This window comes from Pseudomonas sp. SR18 (assembly GCF_023701505.1).
GTDB classification, from domain to species: domain Bacteria; phylum Pseudomonadota; class Gammaproteobacteria; order Pseudomonadales; family Pseudomonadaceae; genus Aquipseudomonas; species Aquipseudomonas cyclaminis.
The window spans coordinates 146,830-163,500 of the sequence record NZ_JAMQAU010000010.1; the positions used below are offsets into that span (position 1 = coordinate 146,830).

The following is a 16,671-nucleotide window of genomic DNA, read 5'->3' on the forward strand; positions in this document are numbered from 1 at the left end:
GCGTTATGACACTGCGCACCAGCAATCAGCTGTTCGACGCTTACTTCACGGCTGACAGCATGGCCGAGGTGTTCTGCGACCAGGGGCGCTTGCAGGGCATGTTGGATTTTGAGGCAGGTTTGGCCCGCGCCGAGGCGCGGGTCGGGTTGATTCCCCAGGCCGCCGTTGCACCGATTGCCCAGGCATGCCTGGCGTCGTTGTACGACGTGGACGCGCTTGGCGTGGCGATTGCCACCGCAGGCAATTCGGCGATTCCGTTGGTCAAGGCGCTGGGTAAGTTGATCGCCAGCGAAGATGCCGGGGCCGAACGCTACGTGCATCTGGGCGCGACCAGCCAGGATGTGATGGACACCGGGCTGGTGCTGCAATTGCGGCGCGCACTGGTGTTGATCGAAACCGACCTTGCTCGCTTGGGGGATGTACTCGCCGCCCAGGCCCAGCGTTATGCGACCACACCGATGGCCGGGCGTACCTGGCTGCAGCACGCAACGCCCGTGACGTTGGGCATGAAAATCGCCGGTTGGCTGGGCGCCGTGACGCGCAGTCGTCAACGTCTTACCGAGCTGAAACCGCGTCTGTTGGTGCTGCAATTCGGCGGCGCCTCCGGCACCTTGGCCGCACTCGGTGAGCAGGCGATGCCGGTGGCCGAGGCGTTGGCGGCTGAGCTGCAACTGACCTTGCCCGAACAGCCCTGGCACACTCAGCGTGATCGCCTGGTGGAGTTCGCCAGCGTGCTGGGGTTGATCGCCGGCAGCCTCGGCAAGCTGGGCCGCGACATCAGCCTGTTGATGCAGACCGAAGCGGCGGAAGTGTTCGAACCGTCGGCGCCGGGCAAGGGTGGCTCGTCGACTATGCCGCACAAACGCAATCCAGTCGGCGCTGCGGTGCTGATCAGTACGGCCACCCGCGTGCCTGGGTTGGTCGCGACGATGTTCAGCGCGATGCCCCAGGAGCATGAGCGCAGCCTGGGCTTGTGGCATGCCGAATGGGAAACCTTGCCGGAGATCTGCCGGTTGGTCTCCGGCGCCTTGCAACAGGCGCTGCAGGTGAGCGAGGGGTTGGAAGTCGACCCCGAGCGCATGAAGCACAATCTCGACCTGACCCAGGGCCTGGTCCTGGCCGAAGCCGTCAGCATCGTGCTTGCCCAGCGCCTGGGCCGCGAAACCGCACACCATTTGCTGGAGCAGTGCTGCAAGCGAGCAGTCGCCGAAGGGCGCCATCTACGCGCCGTATTGGCCGACGAACCGCAGGTCAGCGCCGAGCTGTCTGCACCCGAACTCGACCGCCTGCTCGACCCGGCCCACTATTTGGGCCAGGCGCACACTTGGGTCACCCGTGCTGTCACCGAACATTTTGAACTGACTGCCTGAGGAGGCCGCCATGCCATTTGCACAACTCGCCGAGGGCGACCTGCATTACCAACTCGATGGCCCCGTGGACGCGCCAGTATTGGTGCTGTCCAACTCGTTGGGCACTGACCTGCATATGTGGGACATCCAGATTCCGGCCTTCACCCAGCATTTTCGCGTATTGCGTTTCGATACCCGTGGCCATGGCAAATCCCTGGTTACCAAGGGCCCCTACAGCATCGAACAGCTCGGCCGTGATGTGCTGGCGCTGTTGGACGCACTGGATATTCAACGCGCGCATTTTTGCGGCCTGTCCATGGGCGGCCTGATTGGCCAATGGCTGGGCATCAACGCCGGTGAGCGTTTGCAGAGCCTGGTGGTGTGCAACACCGCGGCCAAGATCGGCACGCCGGAGATCTGGAACCCGCGCATCGAGATGGTGTTGCGCGACGGTGCAGCGGCGATGGTGGCCTTGCGTGATGCCTCCATTGCGCGCTGGTTCACCGCTGACTTCGCAGCGGCCAACCCGCACCAGGCCCAGCAGATCACCGACATGCTCGCGTCCACTTCGCCCGAGGGTTATGCGGCCAACTGCGGCGCCGTGCGGGATGCGGATTTCCGTGAGCAACTGCGCACGATCAAAGTGCCGACCCTGGTGATTGCCGGCACCGAAGATGCCGTCACACCGCCAGAGGGTGGCCGCTTTATTCAGACCCATGTGAGGGGTGCCGAGTACGCTGAGTTCTATGCGGCGCACCTGTCCAACGTTCAGGCCGGTGCTGCATTCAGCGACCGTGTGATTGAATTTTTGCTGGCCCGTTGAGGAGCTTTTTGTGGAAGAGAAACAACGTTACGCCGAGGGGCTGCAAGTACGCCGCGACGTGCTGGGCGACGCGCATGTCGACCGTAGCCTCAATGCCCTGACCGAGTTCAACAGCGAATTCCAGGAAATGATCACCCGCCACGCCTGGGGTGACATCTGGACCCGTCCGGGCCTGTCTCGGCACACCCGCAGCCTGATCACCATTGCCATGCTGATCGGCATGAACCGCGCCGAAGAACTCAAGCTGCACCTGCGCGCCGCTGCCAACAATGGCGTGACCCGTGCCGAGATCAAGGAAGTGCTGATGCAGAGCGCGATCTACTGCGGGATCCCGGCGGCGAATGCCACCTTCCACCTGGCTGAATCCGTGTGGGACGAGCTGGGCGTTGAGTCCCGCCAACCCGACTAGATTTGAACTGCGCTCAAAATGTGGGAGGGGGCTCCCACCTGTTTGATTTCACAAGGCTTCAAGTTTCAGTGGGAATCAGCATCCCACACCCAGTTCCATACCCCCGGCAGGTGCACGGCTTCACTCACATCCTTGACCGTCCGCGCCAGCGCCGCACGCTGCAGCGCATCATGGTCGGTATAGAACGGCTCGGCGGCGGTCTTCATGCCGGTGACCTGGGCACTGTCCAGCAGGATCTGCAGGTATTCCTGCATATGCCGCGCGGTGTAGCGGTTGATGTCGTGGAAGGTCACCACCACCGGTATCACCCCATCTACCGTTGGCAACTCGCCCAATGCAATGCGCTCGCGCACCACCGACAGTTGCCGATACAGGTTGGCGCGGCGGCGTGGGCTGCCGTTGAAGCCCCAGATCTTGCCGTCATTGGCGCTCAAGTCCGTCAGCAGTACGTGCAGGCCGTGGCGCTGGTAGGCGGCGAAGGTGCGGCGGTCGTAGTTCCAGAACGGCGGGCGCACCAGCACCGGTGGCGCGCCGGTGATCGCGGCGATATCGGCAGAACCCTGGGCGAGGGTGCTTTCCAGTTCGGCGTTGTTCAGCCAGCGATGGTTGGTATGAAACGCCGTGGCTGTGTGGAAGGCCAGAATATGCCCGCCCGCGTACTCACGTTCCATGGTCTTGCGACCCCGTGAACTGCCGCCGGAACGGGCCGCCTCGGTCTGCAAAAAGAACACCGCCTTGATCCCCGGCAACACCGGGTTGTGCGCCAGGTCGGCCACCACCGAACGGCTCGGGTTGTTGTAGCCCGAGGCACTGGGACCGTCATCGAAGGTCAGCAGGAAACGGATCGGCGCTTGGCTTTGCAGGCGCTGCTCAGTCTGGGGCGTCAGGGCGACGGGCGCGCCGATGCAGCCACTGAGGCTCACGGCCAGGGCCAGCACGGCCGATGCGATGGCGAAGGATTTCATGGTGTATGCGGGCTCGAAAAAGAGGCCGCTGCTGGGCGGATCAGCAGCGGCAGGCGCGCACCATACAGCAAGTGCGACGCTGGATTACAGCAGACTTATCGGGTAACTGACGATCAACCGGTTTTCGTCAAACTCGTTGTTGCTGTAGTCGCGGCGCATGCTGGAGTTGCGCCAGCGCATCGTCAGGTTTTTCAGGCTGCCGCTTTGCACGGTGTAGCCCAATTCGCTTTCGCGACCCCATTCCTTGCCATCGGTGATGGTGCCGGTGTGCACGTTGCTGCCGCTGATATAGCGGTTCATCAAGGTCAGGCCCGGCACACCGAGGGCGGCGAAGTTGTAGTCGTGGCGCAGTTGCCAGGATCTTTCCTGGGCGTTGTCGTAGCTGGAGTTATAGCTGTCGTTGGCCAGGGTGCCGCCGCTGGTGCCGTTGACGCGCATCCAGGCGTTGTTGCCGGTGAGTTTTTGCAGGCCGACATAGAAGGTGTTGCCGCCGTACTTGGCAGAGAACAGGCCGGACCAGGTCTTGTTGTCCAACTCGCCAGCGCGGGCACTGCCGTCGTCCTTGCCGTAGAAGAACCCGAGGTTGGCGCCCAGGGTCCAGTCACCGAGGGGCTGGCTGTGGGTCAGGTTGACGTATTGTTGGCTGTAGATGTCCTTGAGCTGGGCATTCCACAGGCCGACCTGGGTGCGTTTGTCGTTGAACGTATATTCGCCGCCCTGGAAGTTGAAGCGGTCAGAGGTGAAGGCGGCTTTGCCGGTCATCGACAGGTCGGTCATGCTGCTGTCGTCACGCGGGCTGTTGGCGCGGAATTGGCCGCCGTAGAGGGTCAGTCCGTCGATTTCCCTGGACGTGATCTGCCCGCCACGCAGGGTTTGCGGCAGGGAACGGCCGTCGTCCGAGCGCAGGATCGGCAGCACCGGCATCCACTCGCCGACCTTGACTTCGGTCTTCGAAATACGGGCCTTGAACGCCACACCGAGGCGCCCGAACTCATCCGCCGGCCGGCCGTCGCGATCCAACGGCAACAGCTGTGTGCCACCGGTGCCGCGCCCGCCATCGAGCTTCAACGAATACAGCCCCAGCACATCCACACCGAACCCAACCGTGCCCTGGGTAAAGCCGGACTTGGCGTCAAGGATGAAACTCTGCGTCCACTCCTGCGCGCCGCCCTGGGTCTTGGTCGGGTTGGTGAAATTGCGGTTGATAAAGAAATTGCGCAAGTTGAGGTTGGCGCTGGCGTCTTCCAGGAAGCCGTGCTCTTCGGCGACGACGGGAATTGCCAGGCTGGCGACAGCGGTGGCCAGCAAGAGCTGGCAGGGACGGAACGTGCTCATGGCGTTGGACCTGTTGTTATTGGGGTTATGCAGGTGGCGGCCATGGTGCGGGGCGGTACGGGGGCGATGAAAGTGGGGGTGGGCGGGTTTTGGGCGGTGATCGAACGACTTTGAGCGGATAAACGCTTGGGATAGATTGCCCGTGTGAGCACACAGGCCGTCCATGAAATTGACAATCATGGACGGCATTTATGACGCCAGCGAATGACTACAGCGCCTTTCCCTCAGCGCCACGATCCATTGTCGAGTTGCTCAAGTTGCCGGGTCAGTTCACTGCGGGCTTCACGGATGCGGCGTTCGTCCTGGGTGTCGAGGATCTGCTGGAACTGCGCGGCCCAGTGGCCGAGCTGCTCGCGCAGCTCGCCGAGGTTTTCCTGATAGAGCCGTTCGAGGCGCGCAGTCAGCACCGTGTTGACCTGCTGATCGCGTGGGTGAACCTTCAACTGCGCCAGCGCTTGCAGGCGTTGCTGAATCTCTTGCGGGCTGAGCACGCCGGGGTTGTTCTCGATCACCAGGGAGTGCTGCTCGCCGGTCAGCGGGATGCTCACCTGGGCTTCCAGCAGACCGTTGTTGTCGTAGGTGAAGCGCACATCCAGCGAGACTTCACCGGCCTTGCGCTTGGGCACCGCGATGTCCAGTTGGCCCAGTTCGATGTTGTCTTTCACCAGGCGGCTTTCGCCTTGGTAGATTTTCAGCAGCACCTGGCTCTGGTTGTCGTGCAGTGTCACTACGCTTTTTACCCGACTCACCGGCACGCTGCTGTTGCGTTCGATCAACGGCAGGTAATGGCCGCTTTCGATATGGCCGCCGTATTGGTTCGAGGTTTCGATGCCCAAGGTGTAGGGGCACACGTCGGTCAGCACCACTTCTTCAAGCGCGGCGGAACGGGCTTTGAGCGCCGCCTGGATCGCCGCGCCGTGGGCGACCACCTGGTCGGGGTCAAGGCTGATGGACGGAAAGCGCCCGAACAACCCGGCGGCGAGTTTGCGCACCAGCGGCATGCGTGTGGTGCCGCCCACCAGCAGGATTTCATCGAGGTCGCTGACGCGAATCCGCGCATCGCGCAGGGCGCGTTCAATCGGGGCGCGCAGGCGTTCCAGCAGTGGCGTGTAGAGCTTGGCCATGTCCTGTTGGGTGATGGTCTGCACCCATTGCAGGCCATCGACCCGCAGGGCGAACTCGGCGCTGTCGTCCTGGCCGAGGGCCTTGCGCACGCGCTCGGCTTCGCGGCGCAGGGCTTGCAGCACACTGTTGGTGGGCGGAAAACCGGCGCTGTTGCGCTGGCTCTCGACGAAGTGTTCCAGCAGCAAGGTGTCGAAGTCTTCGCCACCGAGGAAGTTGTCGCCGGCGCTGGCGCGCACTTCCATCACCCCGTCGAACAGCTCGATGATCGACACGTCAAAGGTGCCGCCGCCGAGGTCGAAGACCAGGAACGAGGTTTCTTTGTCGCGCTGATGCAGGCCGTAGGCGAGGGCGGCGGCGGTGGGTTCGTTGATCAGTTTTTCAACGTTGAGCCCCGCCAGTTCACCGGCGATGCGCGTGGCTTTGCGTTGGCCGTCGCTGAAGTAGGCCGGCACGCTGATCACGGCTTCGGTGACGGTATGGCCGTAGGTGCGCTCGATGTCTTCCTTGAGGCTCTTGAGCACCAGCGCCGAGAGTTCTTCGGGGCGGAACGAGCGATCACCCAGGCGCACCTCAGTGGCGCTGCCCATGTAGCGCTTGAACAGCGACGTGGTCAGGTGCGGGTGGGTGTGCAGGCGCTCTTTGGCGGCCTGGCCGACCAGGATACGGCCTTGATCATCCAGCCCGACCACGCTTGGGGTCAGCAACTGGCCAAGGGCATTGGGCACCAGTTCGGCGGCGTCGCCGCGCCAGACGGCGGCGAGGCTGTTGGTGGTTCCCAGGTCGATTCCTACGATCATTACGACAAGCTCCCTCTGTGGTCTGTAAGAATCTGTGACCAATTTTACCCTGAAAGGTTGAAGCGAAAGCAAGGGCACAGGGCGTTTTGTGGTGAGCCCGCTCACCACTATGGACATAAAAAAACCGCCTCCTGTAAGGGAGGCGGTTTTTTCTTTACTGCAGCGTGATCAGAACAACTTCAACGCCGGCGCTTCTTCTTTCAACGGCTCATTCTTTGCCGTCTGCTCGTTCCAGCCACCGCCGAGGGCCTTGTACAGGGTGACCTCGCTGGTCAACTGTGCCAGGCGGTCGGTGATCAGCGATTGCTGGGCACTGAACAACTGGCGCTGGGCGTCGAGGAAGGTCAGGTTGCTGTCGACACCAATACGGTAGCGACGCTCAGCCAGGCGGTAGTAATCCTGGTTGGCCTCGACGAAACCGCGCTGGGCGTCCAGTTGCTGCTTGTAGGTCTCACGTGCGGCGAGGCCGTCGGAGACTTCCTGGAAGCCGGTCTGGATGGCCTTCTCGTAGTTCGCCACGTTGATCTCTTTCTGGATCTTCGAGTAGTCCAGGCTGGCGCGCAGGCTACCGGCGTTGAAGATCGGGATGTTGATCTGCGGTGCAAACGACCAGGTGCCCGAACCGCCTTTGAACAGACCGCCCAAGGTTGGGCTGGCGGTGCCAGCACTGGCCGTCAGGGTGATGCTCGGGAAGAACGCGGCACGGGCCGCGCCGATGTTGGCGTTGGCCGCCTTGAGGTTGTACTCGGCCTGCACGATGTCAGGACGACGTTGCAGCAGGTCCGATGGCAGCCCGGCCGGCACGTCGCTGAGCAGGTCATCCGACAGCGGCTGGCTGGCGATATTCGCCGGCAGGCCGGTGCCCAGCAGCAGGGTCAGGTTGTTTTCGTCCTGGGCCACCTGGCGGGTGTAACGCGCCAGTTGCACGCGGGCGTTTTCCACCGAGGTGCGCGCCTGGCTCAGGTCAAGTGCGGAGGCGACGCCGACTTCGTTGCTGCGCGAGGTCAGTTTGAAGCTCTGCTCGAACGCGCCCAGGGTGTCCTGGGTGAGCTTGAGCAGCTCCTTGTCGGCCTGCCAGGTCAGGTAGGCGTTGGCCACACTGGCTACCAGGCTGATCTGGGTGCTGCGGCGCGCTTCTTCGGTAGCGAAGTATTTCTGCAGCGCTTCTTCACTCAGGCTGCGGACACGCCCGAACAGGTCCAGCTCGTAGGAGCTGATCCCCAAGCCTGCCGAGTACTGGCTGGCGATGGTCGCCTCACCGGTCTGCGACAGCTTGGCCGGTGTACGCGAACGGCTGCCGCTGCCCGTGGCCGAGACGGCCGGGAACAGGTCGGCGCGCTGGATCTGGTACTGCGCGGCATAGGCATCGATGTTCAGCGCCGCAACGCGCAGGTCACGGTTGTTTTCCAGCGCGGTCTTGATCAGCTGTTGCAGGGCCGGGTCATGGAAAAACTGCCTCCAGCCTTGCTCGGCAGCCGCCTGGTTCGGCGCCTGGGCTGGCGAATACGCCGGCCCCTGCGGGAACTGTGCCGCCACCGGCGCATCGGGGCGCTGGTAGTCAGGTATCAGCGAGCAGCCACTGAGCACGAAGGCGGTGACGGCTAGGGAAAGTAGCGACTTGCTCATTGGCCAGCCTCTTTAGGAGTTTGCTTAGGTTCAGTCTTTTTACGCTCGCCCGCGGCGGACACGGTTGCAAAGAACAGTGGCACCCAGAAGATCGCCAGGACAGTGGCCGTGATCATACCGCCAATCACGCCGGTACCGATGGCGTGCTGGCTGCCTGAACCGGCGCCCGAGGAGATCGCCAGCGGCAGTACGCCGAGGACGAACGCCATGGAGGTCATGATGATCGGGCGCAGACGCATGCGGGAGGCTTCGATGGCCGACTCGACAATGCCCTTGCCTTGTTCATGCAGCTCTTTGGCGAACTCGACGATCAGGATGGCGTTTTTCGCCGCCAGGCCCACCGTCACCAGCAAGCCCACCTGGAAGAACACGTCGTTGGACAAGCCGCGCATGCTGGTGGCGATCAACGCACCCACCACACCCAACGGCACCACGAGGACAACTGCAATCGGGATCGACCAGCTTTCGTACAGGGCCGCGAGGCACAGGAACACCACCAGCAGCGACAAGGCGTACAACGCAGGTGCCTGGGAGCCGGACAGACGTTCTTCGTACGACAGGCCCGTCCAGGCATAGCCCACGCCCGCCGGCAGTTGCTTGGCGATGCGTTCGACTTCAGCCATGGCATCACCGGTGCTGTAGCCCGGAGCCGGGGTACCGAGGATTTCCATCGCCGCTACACCGTTGTAGCGCGAGAGCTTCGGCGAACCGTAGATCCACTTGCCCGACGAGATAGCCGACAACGGCACCATCTTCCCGGAGTCGCTGCGCACGAACCACTTGTTCAGGTCTTCAGGGGACATACGGCCAGCGGCCTCACCCTGCACGTACACCTTCTTCACGCGACCACGGTCGATGAAGTCGTTGACGTAGCTGCCACCCAGGGCAATCGCCAGGGTCTGGTTGATGCTCGACAGCGTAATGCCTTGGGCACTGGCCTTCTCGTCGTCGACGGTGAGCTCGTACTGCGGCTCATCGTTCACGCCGTTGGGGCGTACACCGGCCAGGATCTTGCTCTGGGCCGCCATGCCGAGGAACTGGTTACGCGCCTCCATCAGCTTCTCGTGGCCGACACCGCCCTGGTCTTGCAGGAACACGTCGAAACCGGTGGCGTTACCCAATTCCAGAACCGAAGGCGGCACGATGGCGAAGACCATGGCGTCCTTGAATGCCCCGAAGAAGTAACCCTGGGCACGCTTGGCCACTTCGAATACCGACTGCGAAGCGTCGCGCTCATCCCATGGCTTGAGCATCACGAACGCAAGGCCCGAGCTCTGGCCACGGCCGGCGAAGTTGAAACCGTTGACGGTAAATACCGATTTCACAGCCTTGCCTTCGCCTGGCTCGCCTTCCTTGTCGTTGAGCAGGAAGGCACGCATGTCGTCGATGACTTTTTGCGTACGTTCAGCCGACGAACCGACCGGCGTCTGCACCTGGGCAAAGATCACACCCTGGTCTTCCTCGGGCAGGAACGCGCTTGGAATCCGGGTGAACAACCAGATCATGCCGACGACGATGATCAGGTACACAAAGAACGCAGGGAATTTGTGCTTGATCATGTTGCCCACGCCGCGCTCGTAGCTGATGACGCCACGGTCGAAGGTGCGGTTGAACCAGCCGAAGAAACCACGCTTGGGTTGGCCGTGTTTCTCGGGATCGATGGGCTTGAGCATGGTGGCGCAGAGCGCCGGGGTGAAGATCAGGGCAACCAGTACCGACAACGCCATGGCCGAAACGATGGTGATGGAGAACTGTTTGTAGATCACACCGGTGGAACCACCGAAGAACGCCATCGGCAACAGTACCGCCGACAGCACCAGGGCAATACCCACCAGGGCGCCCTGGATCTGGCCCATGGACTTGACCGTCGCCTCTTTCGGCGACAGGTGTTCCTCGGCCATGACCCGCTCGACGTTTTCCACCACGACGATGGCATCGTCCACCAGCAAGCCGATGGCGAGGATCATGCCGAACATGGTCAAGGTGTTGATGGTGAAACCGAACGCCGCCAGGATCCCGAAGGTGCCCAGCAATACCACCGGTACGGTCATGGTGGTGATGATGGTGGCGCGGAAGTTCTGCAGGAACAGGAACATCACCAGGAACACCAGCACGATCGCTTCGACCAGGGTGTGCACCACGCCGGAGATCGATTCGGTCACCACAGGGGTGGTGTCATACGGCACCACCGCCTTCATGCCTGGCGGGAAGAACGGTTCCAGGGATGCCACGGTCGCACGGATGGCCTTGGCGGTGTCCAGGGCGTTGGCGCCCGAGGCCAGCTTGATCGCCATGCCGGAAGCCGGCTTGCCGTTGAACTGTGCACTGATGCTGTAGTTCTGGCCGCCCAGTTCGATACGCGCGATGTCACGCAGACGCACCTGCGAGCCATCGGCGTTGACCTTCATCAGGATCTTGCCGAACTCTTCTGCGGTTTGCAGGCGGGTCTTGCCGATGATGGTCGCGTTCAGTTGGGTGCCGGGCAGGGCAGGCAGGCCGCCCAGTTGACCGGTGGCCACCTGTACGTTCTGTGCCGAGATGGCGGTGCTGACGTCGACCGGGGTCAACTGGTAGTTGTTCAGCTTGCCCGGGTCCAGCCAGATACGCATGGCGTACTGCGAACCGAACACCTGGAAGTCACCGACACCCGCAGTACGCGAGATCGGGTCCTGGATGTTGGACACGATGTAGTTGGAAAGGTCGTCCTTGGTCATGCTGCCGTCTTCCGACACCAGACCGATCACCATCAGGAAGTTCTTCACCGACTTGGTCACACGGATACCCTGTTGCTGCACTTCTTGCGGCAGCAGCGGGGTCGCCAGGTTCAGCTTGTTCTGCACCTGGACCTGGGCGATGTCCGGGTTGGTACCCTGGTTGAACGTCGCGGTGATGGTCATGCTGCCGTCGGAGTTACTGTCCGAGGCGACATAACGCAGGTTGTCGATACCGTTGAGCTGTTGCTCGATGACCTGCACCACGGTGTCCTGCACGGTTTGTGCGGACGCGCCTGGGTAGGTCACCTGGATGTCGATGGCGGTTGGCGCGATGGCCGGGTATTGGTTGATGGGCAACTTCAGGATCGACAGTGCCCCGACCAGCATGATCACCAGGGCAATTACCCAGGCGAAAATGGGACGGTCGATAAAAAATTTCGACATGGATTACTCCCCTTTGCCGGCAGCGGCAGCAGGAGCACCAGCGGAACCTGCGGGCTTGGCGTTGTCAGCGTCCTTGACCTTGACTTCGATGCCCGGCTTGATGAATTGCAGGCCTTCGGTGATCACGCGGTCACCGGCGTTCAGGCCTTTTTCCACCAGCCAATAGGCGCCGTCGGTACGGTTGGCCACCAGGGTGCGTTGCTCGACCTTGTTGTCCTTGTTCACTACCAGCGCGGTCGGGATGCCCTTGATGTCACGGGTCACGCCTTGCTGCGGTGCCAGGATCGCCTTGCTGTTCACACCGGCTTGTAGTTGGGCGTGAACAAACATGCCCGGCAGCAGGGTGTGGTCAGGGTTGGGGAACACAGCGCGCAGGGTCACGGAACCGGTGGTCTGGTCGACCGACACTTCGGAGAACTCAAGTTTGCCTTCCTGACCGTAGTCGGTGCCGTCTTCCAGGGTCAGCTTGACCTTGGCGGCATTGGCGCCGGCTTTTTCCAGTTGGCCGCTTTCCAGGTCGCGGCGCAGTTTCAGCATTTCAGCGGAAGACTGCGTGACGTCGACGTAGATCGGGTCCAGTTGCTGGATTACGGCCATGGCATCGGCCTGGCCATTGCTGACCAGCGCGCCTTCGGTGACGGCAGAACGGCCGATACGCCCGGAAATCGGCGCGTAGACCTTGGTGTAGCGCACGTTGATCTGGGCGGTTTGAACGTTTGCTTCGGCAGTCATGCGGTTAGCGACGGCGGTGTCGTATTCCTGACGGCTGACGGCTTGTTCATCCACCAACTGTTTGTAGCGATCGGTGATCGACTTGGTCTGGGTCAGCGTCGCTTGTGCGCTTTTGAGCGTGGCTTCATAGACCGACGGGTCGATCTGGTAAAGCTGCTGGCCTTCCTTCACGTCGGCGCCTTCTTTGTACAGGCGCTTGAGGATGATGCCATTGACCTGAGGACGAACTTCCGCGATGCGGTAGGCGGTGGTGCGGCCTGGCAGCTCGGACGTCAGGGTATAGGCTTGCGGTTGAATGGTGACCACGCCGACCTGAGGGGTTTGAGCGGGCGGAGCCGCTTCTTCCTTTTTACATCCGCTGAGCAGCGATGCCAGGGCGACGGCAGTGACCAGAGCGGTAACAGCTGGCTTAAGTTGCATGAAGATCCTCGGGTCAGGCGCGCAGGGTGCGCACAAGAAGGGTGGAAGGGTAAAAAACAAGCCGTGAGTGGATAAGTAGCTTGCTACGCAATATACTTACGTTCATGGTTGTTTGTAAACTCTTGACAGGCTGCGTGGAATGTTGACAAAGCAACGCCCGAAGCCTCGATTCCATTACGTTCGGCACCCATGACGGTGTCGTCCCACAAATATTCAGATGATCGTTCGCGTCTATTAACGTTGCGTTAACGATAGTCTCAAGTGTCCTGATTGAGGTTCTACTGCCATGGTTCGTCGCACTAAAGAGGAAGCTCAAGAAACGCGCAGCCAAATTCTTCAAGCCGCCGAGCAAGCCTTTTACGATCGCGGCGTTGCACGCACGACGCTGGCGGACATCGCCGCGCTGGCCGGTGTGACGCGGGGCGCTATTTACTGGCACTTCAGCAACAAATCCGATCTGTTGCAGGCGCTGCTCGACACCTTGCATGAGCCGCTGGATGAATTGGCCAGGGCCAGTGAAAGCGAGGATGAACTCGACCCGCTGGGCTGCATGCGCAAGCTGCTGATTCATTTGTTTCATCAAGTGGCCCTGGACCCGAAAACCCGGCGCATCAATGAGATTTTGTTTCATAAGTGCGAATTCACCGATGAAATGTGCGACATGCGCCGCCAGCGCCAGACCCACAGCCTGGAGTGCAACCTGCGCATCGGCCTGACCCTGCGTAACGCGGTCCATCGCGGGCAACTGCCGGAAAACCTCGACACCACCCGTGGCGCCGTGTGCATTCATGCCTACATCAATGGGCTGATTGGCCAGTGGCTGTTGGTCCCCGACAGCTTCCAATTGCATCAGGAAGCGGAACGCTGGGTAGACGCAGGGCTAGACATGCTGCGTCTGAGCCCAAGCCTGCGCAATTGAAACAAAATGCGTAATTGCATCAGGGTGTGTCAACAGTAAAGCCTAAGGACAGTCAATCGTCCTTCTGCCTGATTGGTGGGGTGACTTTGTATACGGGCTGGCGGGCGGTTGATAGGTAGCCGCCTAAGTATTTTGTAGGGATTTTGTTGCGGTTCTGTGAAGTGATGTTTCCCAAGGCTACAGACAGTCAAAAACGTGGGAGGGGACTTGCCCCCGATAGCAGTGGGTCAGTCAACACCTATAGTGACTGATGCACCGCCATCGGGGGCAAGCCCCCTCCCACATTTGGTTTACAGCGCCAGCGTTGGGTAATCGATGTAGCCGACCGGGCCCTTGCCGTAGAAGGTGTCCGGACGTGCTTCGTTCAGCGGCGCATCGGCCTTCAAGCGTGCCGGCAGGTCCGGGTTGGCAATGAACGGCACACCCCAGGCCACCGCATCCGCTTTACCTTCGGCCAGCCACGCATTGGCCCTGTCCTTGGTAAAGCGTTCGTTGGCGATGTACACGCCGCCGAAAGCTTTCTTCAGTTGTGGACCGAGGCTGTCCGCGCCTTCCTTTTCACGTGAGCAGATAAACGCGATGCCACGTTTGCCCAATTCGCTGGCGACGTAGGTGAAGGTTTCTGCCAGGTTATCGTCGCCCATGTCATGGGAATCGGCACGCGGTGCCAAATGCACGCCCACACGGCCGGCGCCCCAGACTTCGATGGCCGCGTCGGTCACTTCCAGCAGCAGGCGTGCACGGTTTTCCAGGGAGCCGCCGTACTGGTCGGTGCGCTTGTTGGTGCTGCTCTGAAGGAACTGGTCGAGCAGGTAACCGTTGGCGCCGTGGATTTCTACGCCGTCGAAGCCGGCGGCCTTGGCGTTCTCGGCACCGGTGCGGTAGGCGTCGACGATGTCGGCGATTTCTGCAGTTTCCAGGGCGCGCGGGGTCGGGTAGTCAGCCAGTGGGCGTACCAGGCTGACGTGGCCCTTGGGCTGGATCGCGCTCGGTGCCACCGGCGTTTCGCCGTTCAGGTAGGACTCGTGGGAGATGCGGCCCACATGCCAGAGTTGCAGGAAGATCTTGCCGCCCGCGCCATGAATCGCCTTGGTGACGTTGGCCCAGCCACGCACCTGGTCGTTGGACCAGATGCCTGGGGTGTCCGGGTAGCCCACGCCCAGCGGCGTCACGGAGGTGGCTTCGCTGAGGATCAGCCCGGCGGACGCACGTTGCACGTAGTACTCGGCCATCAGCGCGTTGGGTACGCGGCCTTCATCGGCACGGCAGCGGGTCAGCGGCGCCATGATGATGCGGTTCGACAGTTCCAGGTCGCCCAGTGTGATCGGATCGAAAATAGTCGTCATGGGAATACACCTTTCTCTTTGAAGTTGATCAGTTGGTCGCAGGGGCCAGGTCGGCATCGCCGCCCTGACGGAAAGTAATCAGGGTCACTACCAGCGCAAGGATCGCCAGGGCAGCTGCCGCCAATGGCACGCTGGTCAGGCCGAAGCCGTGGGCAATCACACTGCCGCCGACCCAGGCACCAAGGGCGTTGCCGATGTTGAAGGCGCCGATGTTCAAGGTGGACACCAGGTTCGGCGCGGCCTTGCCGAAGGTCACCACGTTGATCTGCAACGCAGGCACGGCAGCAAACGAAGCGGTGGCCCACAGGAACAGGGTGATTTCAGTCGGGATCACGGCGACGCTGGTCCAGGTCAGCGCCGTGGACACCACCGCCATGCTGATAAACACGCCGATCAAGGTCGCGGCCAGACGCTTGTCCGCCAGCTTGCCGCCGATGATGTTGCCCACGGTGAGGCCCAGGCCGATCAGCAACAGGGTCCAGGTCACGCCTTTGGGCGACACGCCGGTGACATCACCGAGCAGCGGCGCCACATAGGTGAAGAGGGTAAACATGGACGCGGCGAACAGCGCGGTCATGCTCAGCGACAACCAGATCCCGGCCCCTTTGAGGGCGGCCAGTTCGGCACGCATGTCGAGTTTTTCTTCGTCGCGCTTGGCCGGCAGGAAGCGGATCAGGCCGATCAACGCCACCACACCAATCACCGTCACCGCCCAGAAGGTCGAGCGCCAGCCGGCTTCCTGGCCCAGCGCAGTACCCAGCGGTACACCGAGCACATTGGCCAGGGTCAAACCGGTGAACATCAAGGCCACGGCGGACGCCCGCTTGTTGGCAGGCACCAGGTTGGCCGCCACCACCGAGCCGATCCCGAAAAACGCACCGTGGCACAACGCGGTGACCACGCGGGCAAACATCAGCACGTTGTAGTCACTGGCCAGGGCGCAGAGCAGGTTGCCGATAATAAAGATGCCCATCAACGCTACCAGCGCCGCCTTGCGTGGCAGTTTGGCGGTGGCCAGTGCCATGAAGGGCGCGCCGATGGCCACGCCCAGGGCGTAACCAGTCACCAGCCAGCCGGCGCCGGGAATCGACACACCGAGGTCCGCCGCCACATCGGGCAACAGGCCCATGATGACGAACTCGGTGGTGCCAATGGCGAAGGCGCTCAGGGCCAGGATGAGTAGCGAGAGGGGCATTTGCGTTTCCTTTGTTACAGCGCTGCGTTGTCGTCAGCGCTGAGTTCGGTGGTGAGCGCTGCGAGGAAGGCCTGGATGGTTTCCTCGTTGCGTTTGAAAAAGTGCCACTGCCCGGCCTTCTGGCTGCTGATCAAGCCCGCCCGTTGCAAGGTGGCCAGGTGGGCCGACACGGTCGACTGGGACAAGCCGCAGCGCTGGTCGATCTGCCCGGCACAGATGCCGTATTCGTGGTTGTGCAGTTGCTCGGGGAATTGCACTTTCGGGTCTTTCAGCCAGGTGAGGATGTCTCGTCGTACTGGGTGCGCCAGGGCTTTTATTATTTCGTCGAGGTCGATGGACATGGCAGGTGCTCGGTGTCGTAAAGCGTTATATCGCGATGAGGCGAACCTTAAATCGTTGCATCCCGATATACCAATATGATTTTGGTCTGAGGACAGGTCAAATCGGTATATCGGGTTATAACGATACGTTG

13 protein-coding genes are annotated in these 16,671 nt (G+C 61.7%); 4 read left to right on the forward strand and 9 right to left on the reverse strand.

The window, feature by feature from the left end; all coding sequences use genetic code 11:
* Positions 1-5 precede the first annotated feature (5 nt).
* The 3 genes from NDJ82_RS16545 to pcaC are packed head-to-tail and all read left to right on the forward strand — an operon-like array spanning position 6 to position 2,581.
* A complete protein-coding gene (locus NDJ82_RS16545; RefSeq protein ID WP_250925873.1) occupies positions 6-1,370 on the forward strand; it encodes a 3-carboxy-cis,cis-muconate cycloisomerase in 1,365 nt (454 codons plus the stop codon).
* Between the two features lie 10 nt (positions 1,371-1,380).
* Positions 1,381-2,172: a 3-oxoadipate enol-lactonase gene (gene pcaD / locus NDJ82_RS16550; RefSeq protein ID WP_250925874.1), complete on the forward strand. Its 792-nt coding sequence runs from the start codon at positions 1,381-1,383 to the stop codon at positions 2,170-2,172.
* A gap of 10 nt (positions 2,173-2,182) precedes the next feature.
* Entirely contained in the window at positions 2,183-2,581 is a 399-nt protein-coding gene (pcaC, locus tag NDJ82_RS16555) for a 4-carboxymuconolactone decarboxylase (RefSeq protein WP_250925875.1), read from the forward strand.
* A gap of 65 nt (positions 2,582-2,646) precedes the next feature.
* Here the strand turns inward: pcaC and NDJ82_RS16560 are convergent, their stop codons facing one another.
* The 6 genes from NDJ82_RS16560 to NDJ82_RS16585 form a co-directional block, all read right to left on the reverse strand.
* A complete protein-coding gene (locus NDJ82_RS16560; protein WP_099583284.1) occupies positions 2,647-3,546 on the reverse strand; it encodes a polysaccharide deacetylase family protein in 900 nt (299 codons plus the stop codon).
* Between the two features lie 84 nt (positions 3,547-3,630).
* Complete coding sequence (locus NDJ82_RS16565; protein WP_112193954.1) at positions 3,631-4,881, reverse strand: OprD family porin; 1,251 nt, start codon at positions 4,879-4,881, stop codon at positions 3,631-3,633.
* Between the two features lie 224 nt (positions 4,882-5,105).
* Positions 5,106-6,803: a molecular chaperone HscC gene (locus tag NDJ82_RS16570; RefSeq protein WP_250925876.1), complete on the reverse strand. Its 1,698-nt coding sequence runs from the start codon at positions 6,801-6,803 to the stop codon at positions 5,106-5,108.
* A 168-nt stretch (positions 6,804-6,971) separates the two neighbouring features.
* A complete protein-coding gene (adeC, locus tag NDJ82_RS16575; protein WP_250925877.1) occupies positions 6,972-8,429 on the reverse strand; it encodes an AdeC/AdeK/OprM family multidrug efflux complex outer membrane factor in 1,458 nt (485 codons plus the stop codon).
* The gene (locus tag NDJ82_RS16580; protein ID WP_112193956.1) at positions 8,426-11,587 is read right to left on the reverse strand and encodes an efflux RND transporter permease subunit; all 3,162 of its coding nucleotides are present in this window, start codon (positions 11,585-11,587) and stop codon (positions 8,426-8,428) included. Before NDJ82_RS16580 ends, adeC begins: the two co-directional genes overlap by 4 nt.
* A 3-nt stretch (positions 11,588-11,590) precedes the next feature.
* Complete coding sequence (locus tag NDJ82_RS16585; protein WP_250925878.1) at positions 11,591-12,739, reverse strand: efflux RND transporter periplasmic adaptor subunit; 1,149 nt, start codon at positions 12,737-12,739, stop codon at positions 11,591-11,593.
* A gap of 286 nt (positions 12,740-13,025) precedes the next feature.
* Here NDJ82_RS16585 and NDJ82_RS16590 point away from each other — a divergent pair, with 286 nt between their 5' ends.
* On the forward strand, positions 13,026-13,658 hold the full coding sequence (locus NDJ82_RS16590; RefSeq protein ID WP_099587559.1) for a TetR family transcriptional regulator: 633 nt from the start codon (positions 13,026-13,028) through the stop codon (positions 13,656-13,658).
* Positions 13,659-13,948: 290 nt separating this feature from the next.
* Here the strand turns inward: NDJ82_RS16590 and NDJ82_RS16595 are convergent, their stop codons facing one another.
* Genes NDJ82_RS16595 through NDJ82_RS16605 form a run of 3 tightly spaced genes read right to left on the reverse strand, consistent with a single transcriptional unit; the run spans position 13,949 to position 16,540 of the window.
* On the reverse strand, positions 13,949-15,004 hold the full coding sequence (locus NDJ82_RS16595; protein WP_250925879.1) for an alkene reductase: 1,056 nt from the start codon (positions 15,002-15,004) through the stop codon (positions 13,949-13,951).
* Between the two features lie 28 nt (positions 15,005-15,032).
* Positions 15,033-16,199 carry an MFS transporter gene (locus NDJ82_RS16600; RefSeq protein WP_112193962.1) on the reverse strand — a complete coding sequence of 389 codons (1,167 nt, stop codon included), beginning with the start codon at positions 16,197-16,199 and terminating at the stop codon, positions 15,033-15,035.
* A gap of 14 nt (positions 16,200-16,213) precedes the next feature.
* Positions 16,214-16,540 (reverse strand): ArsR/SmtB family transcription factor, encoded by a 327-nt coding sequence (locus NDJ82_RS16605; protein ID WP_012722694.1) that lies wholly within the window; start codon positions 16,538-16,540, stop codon positions 16,214-16,216.
* Between the last annotated feature and the right edge of the window lie 131 nt (positions 16,541-16,671).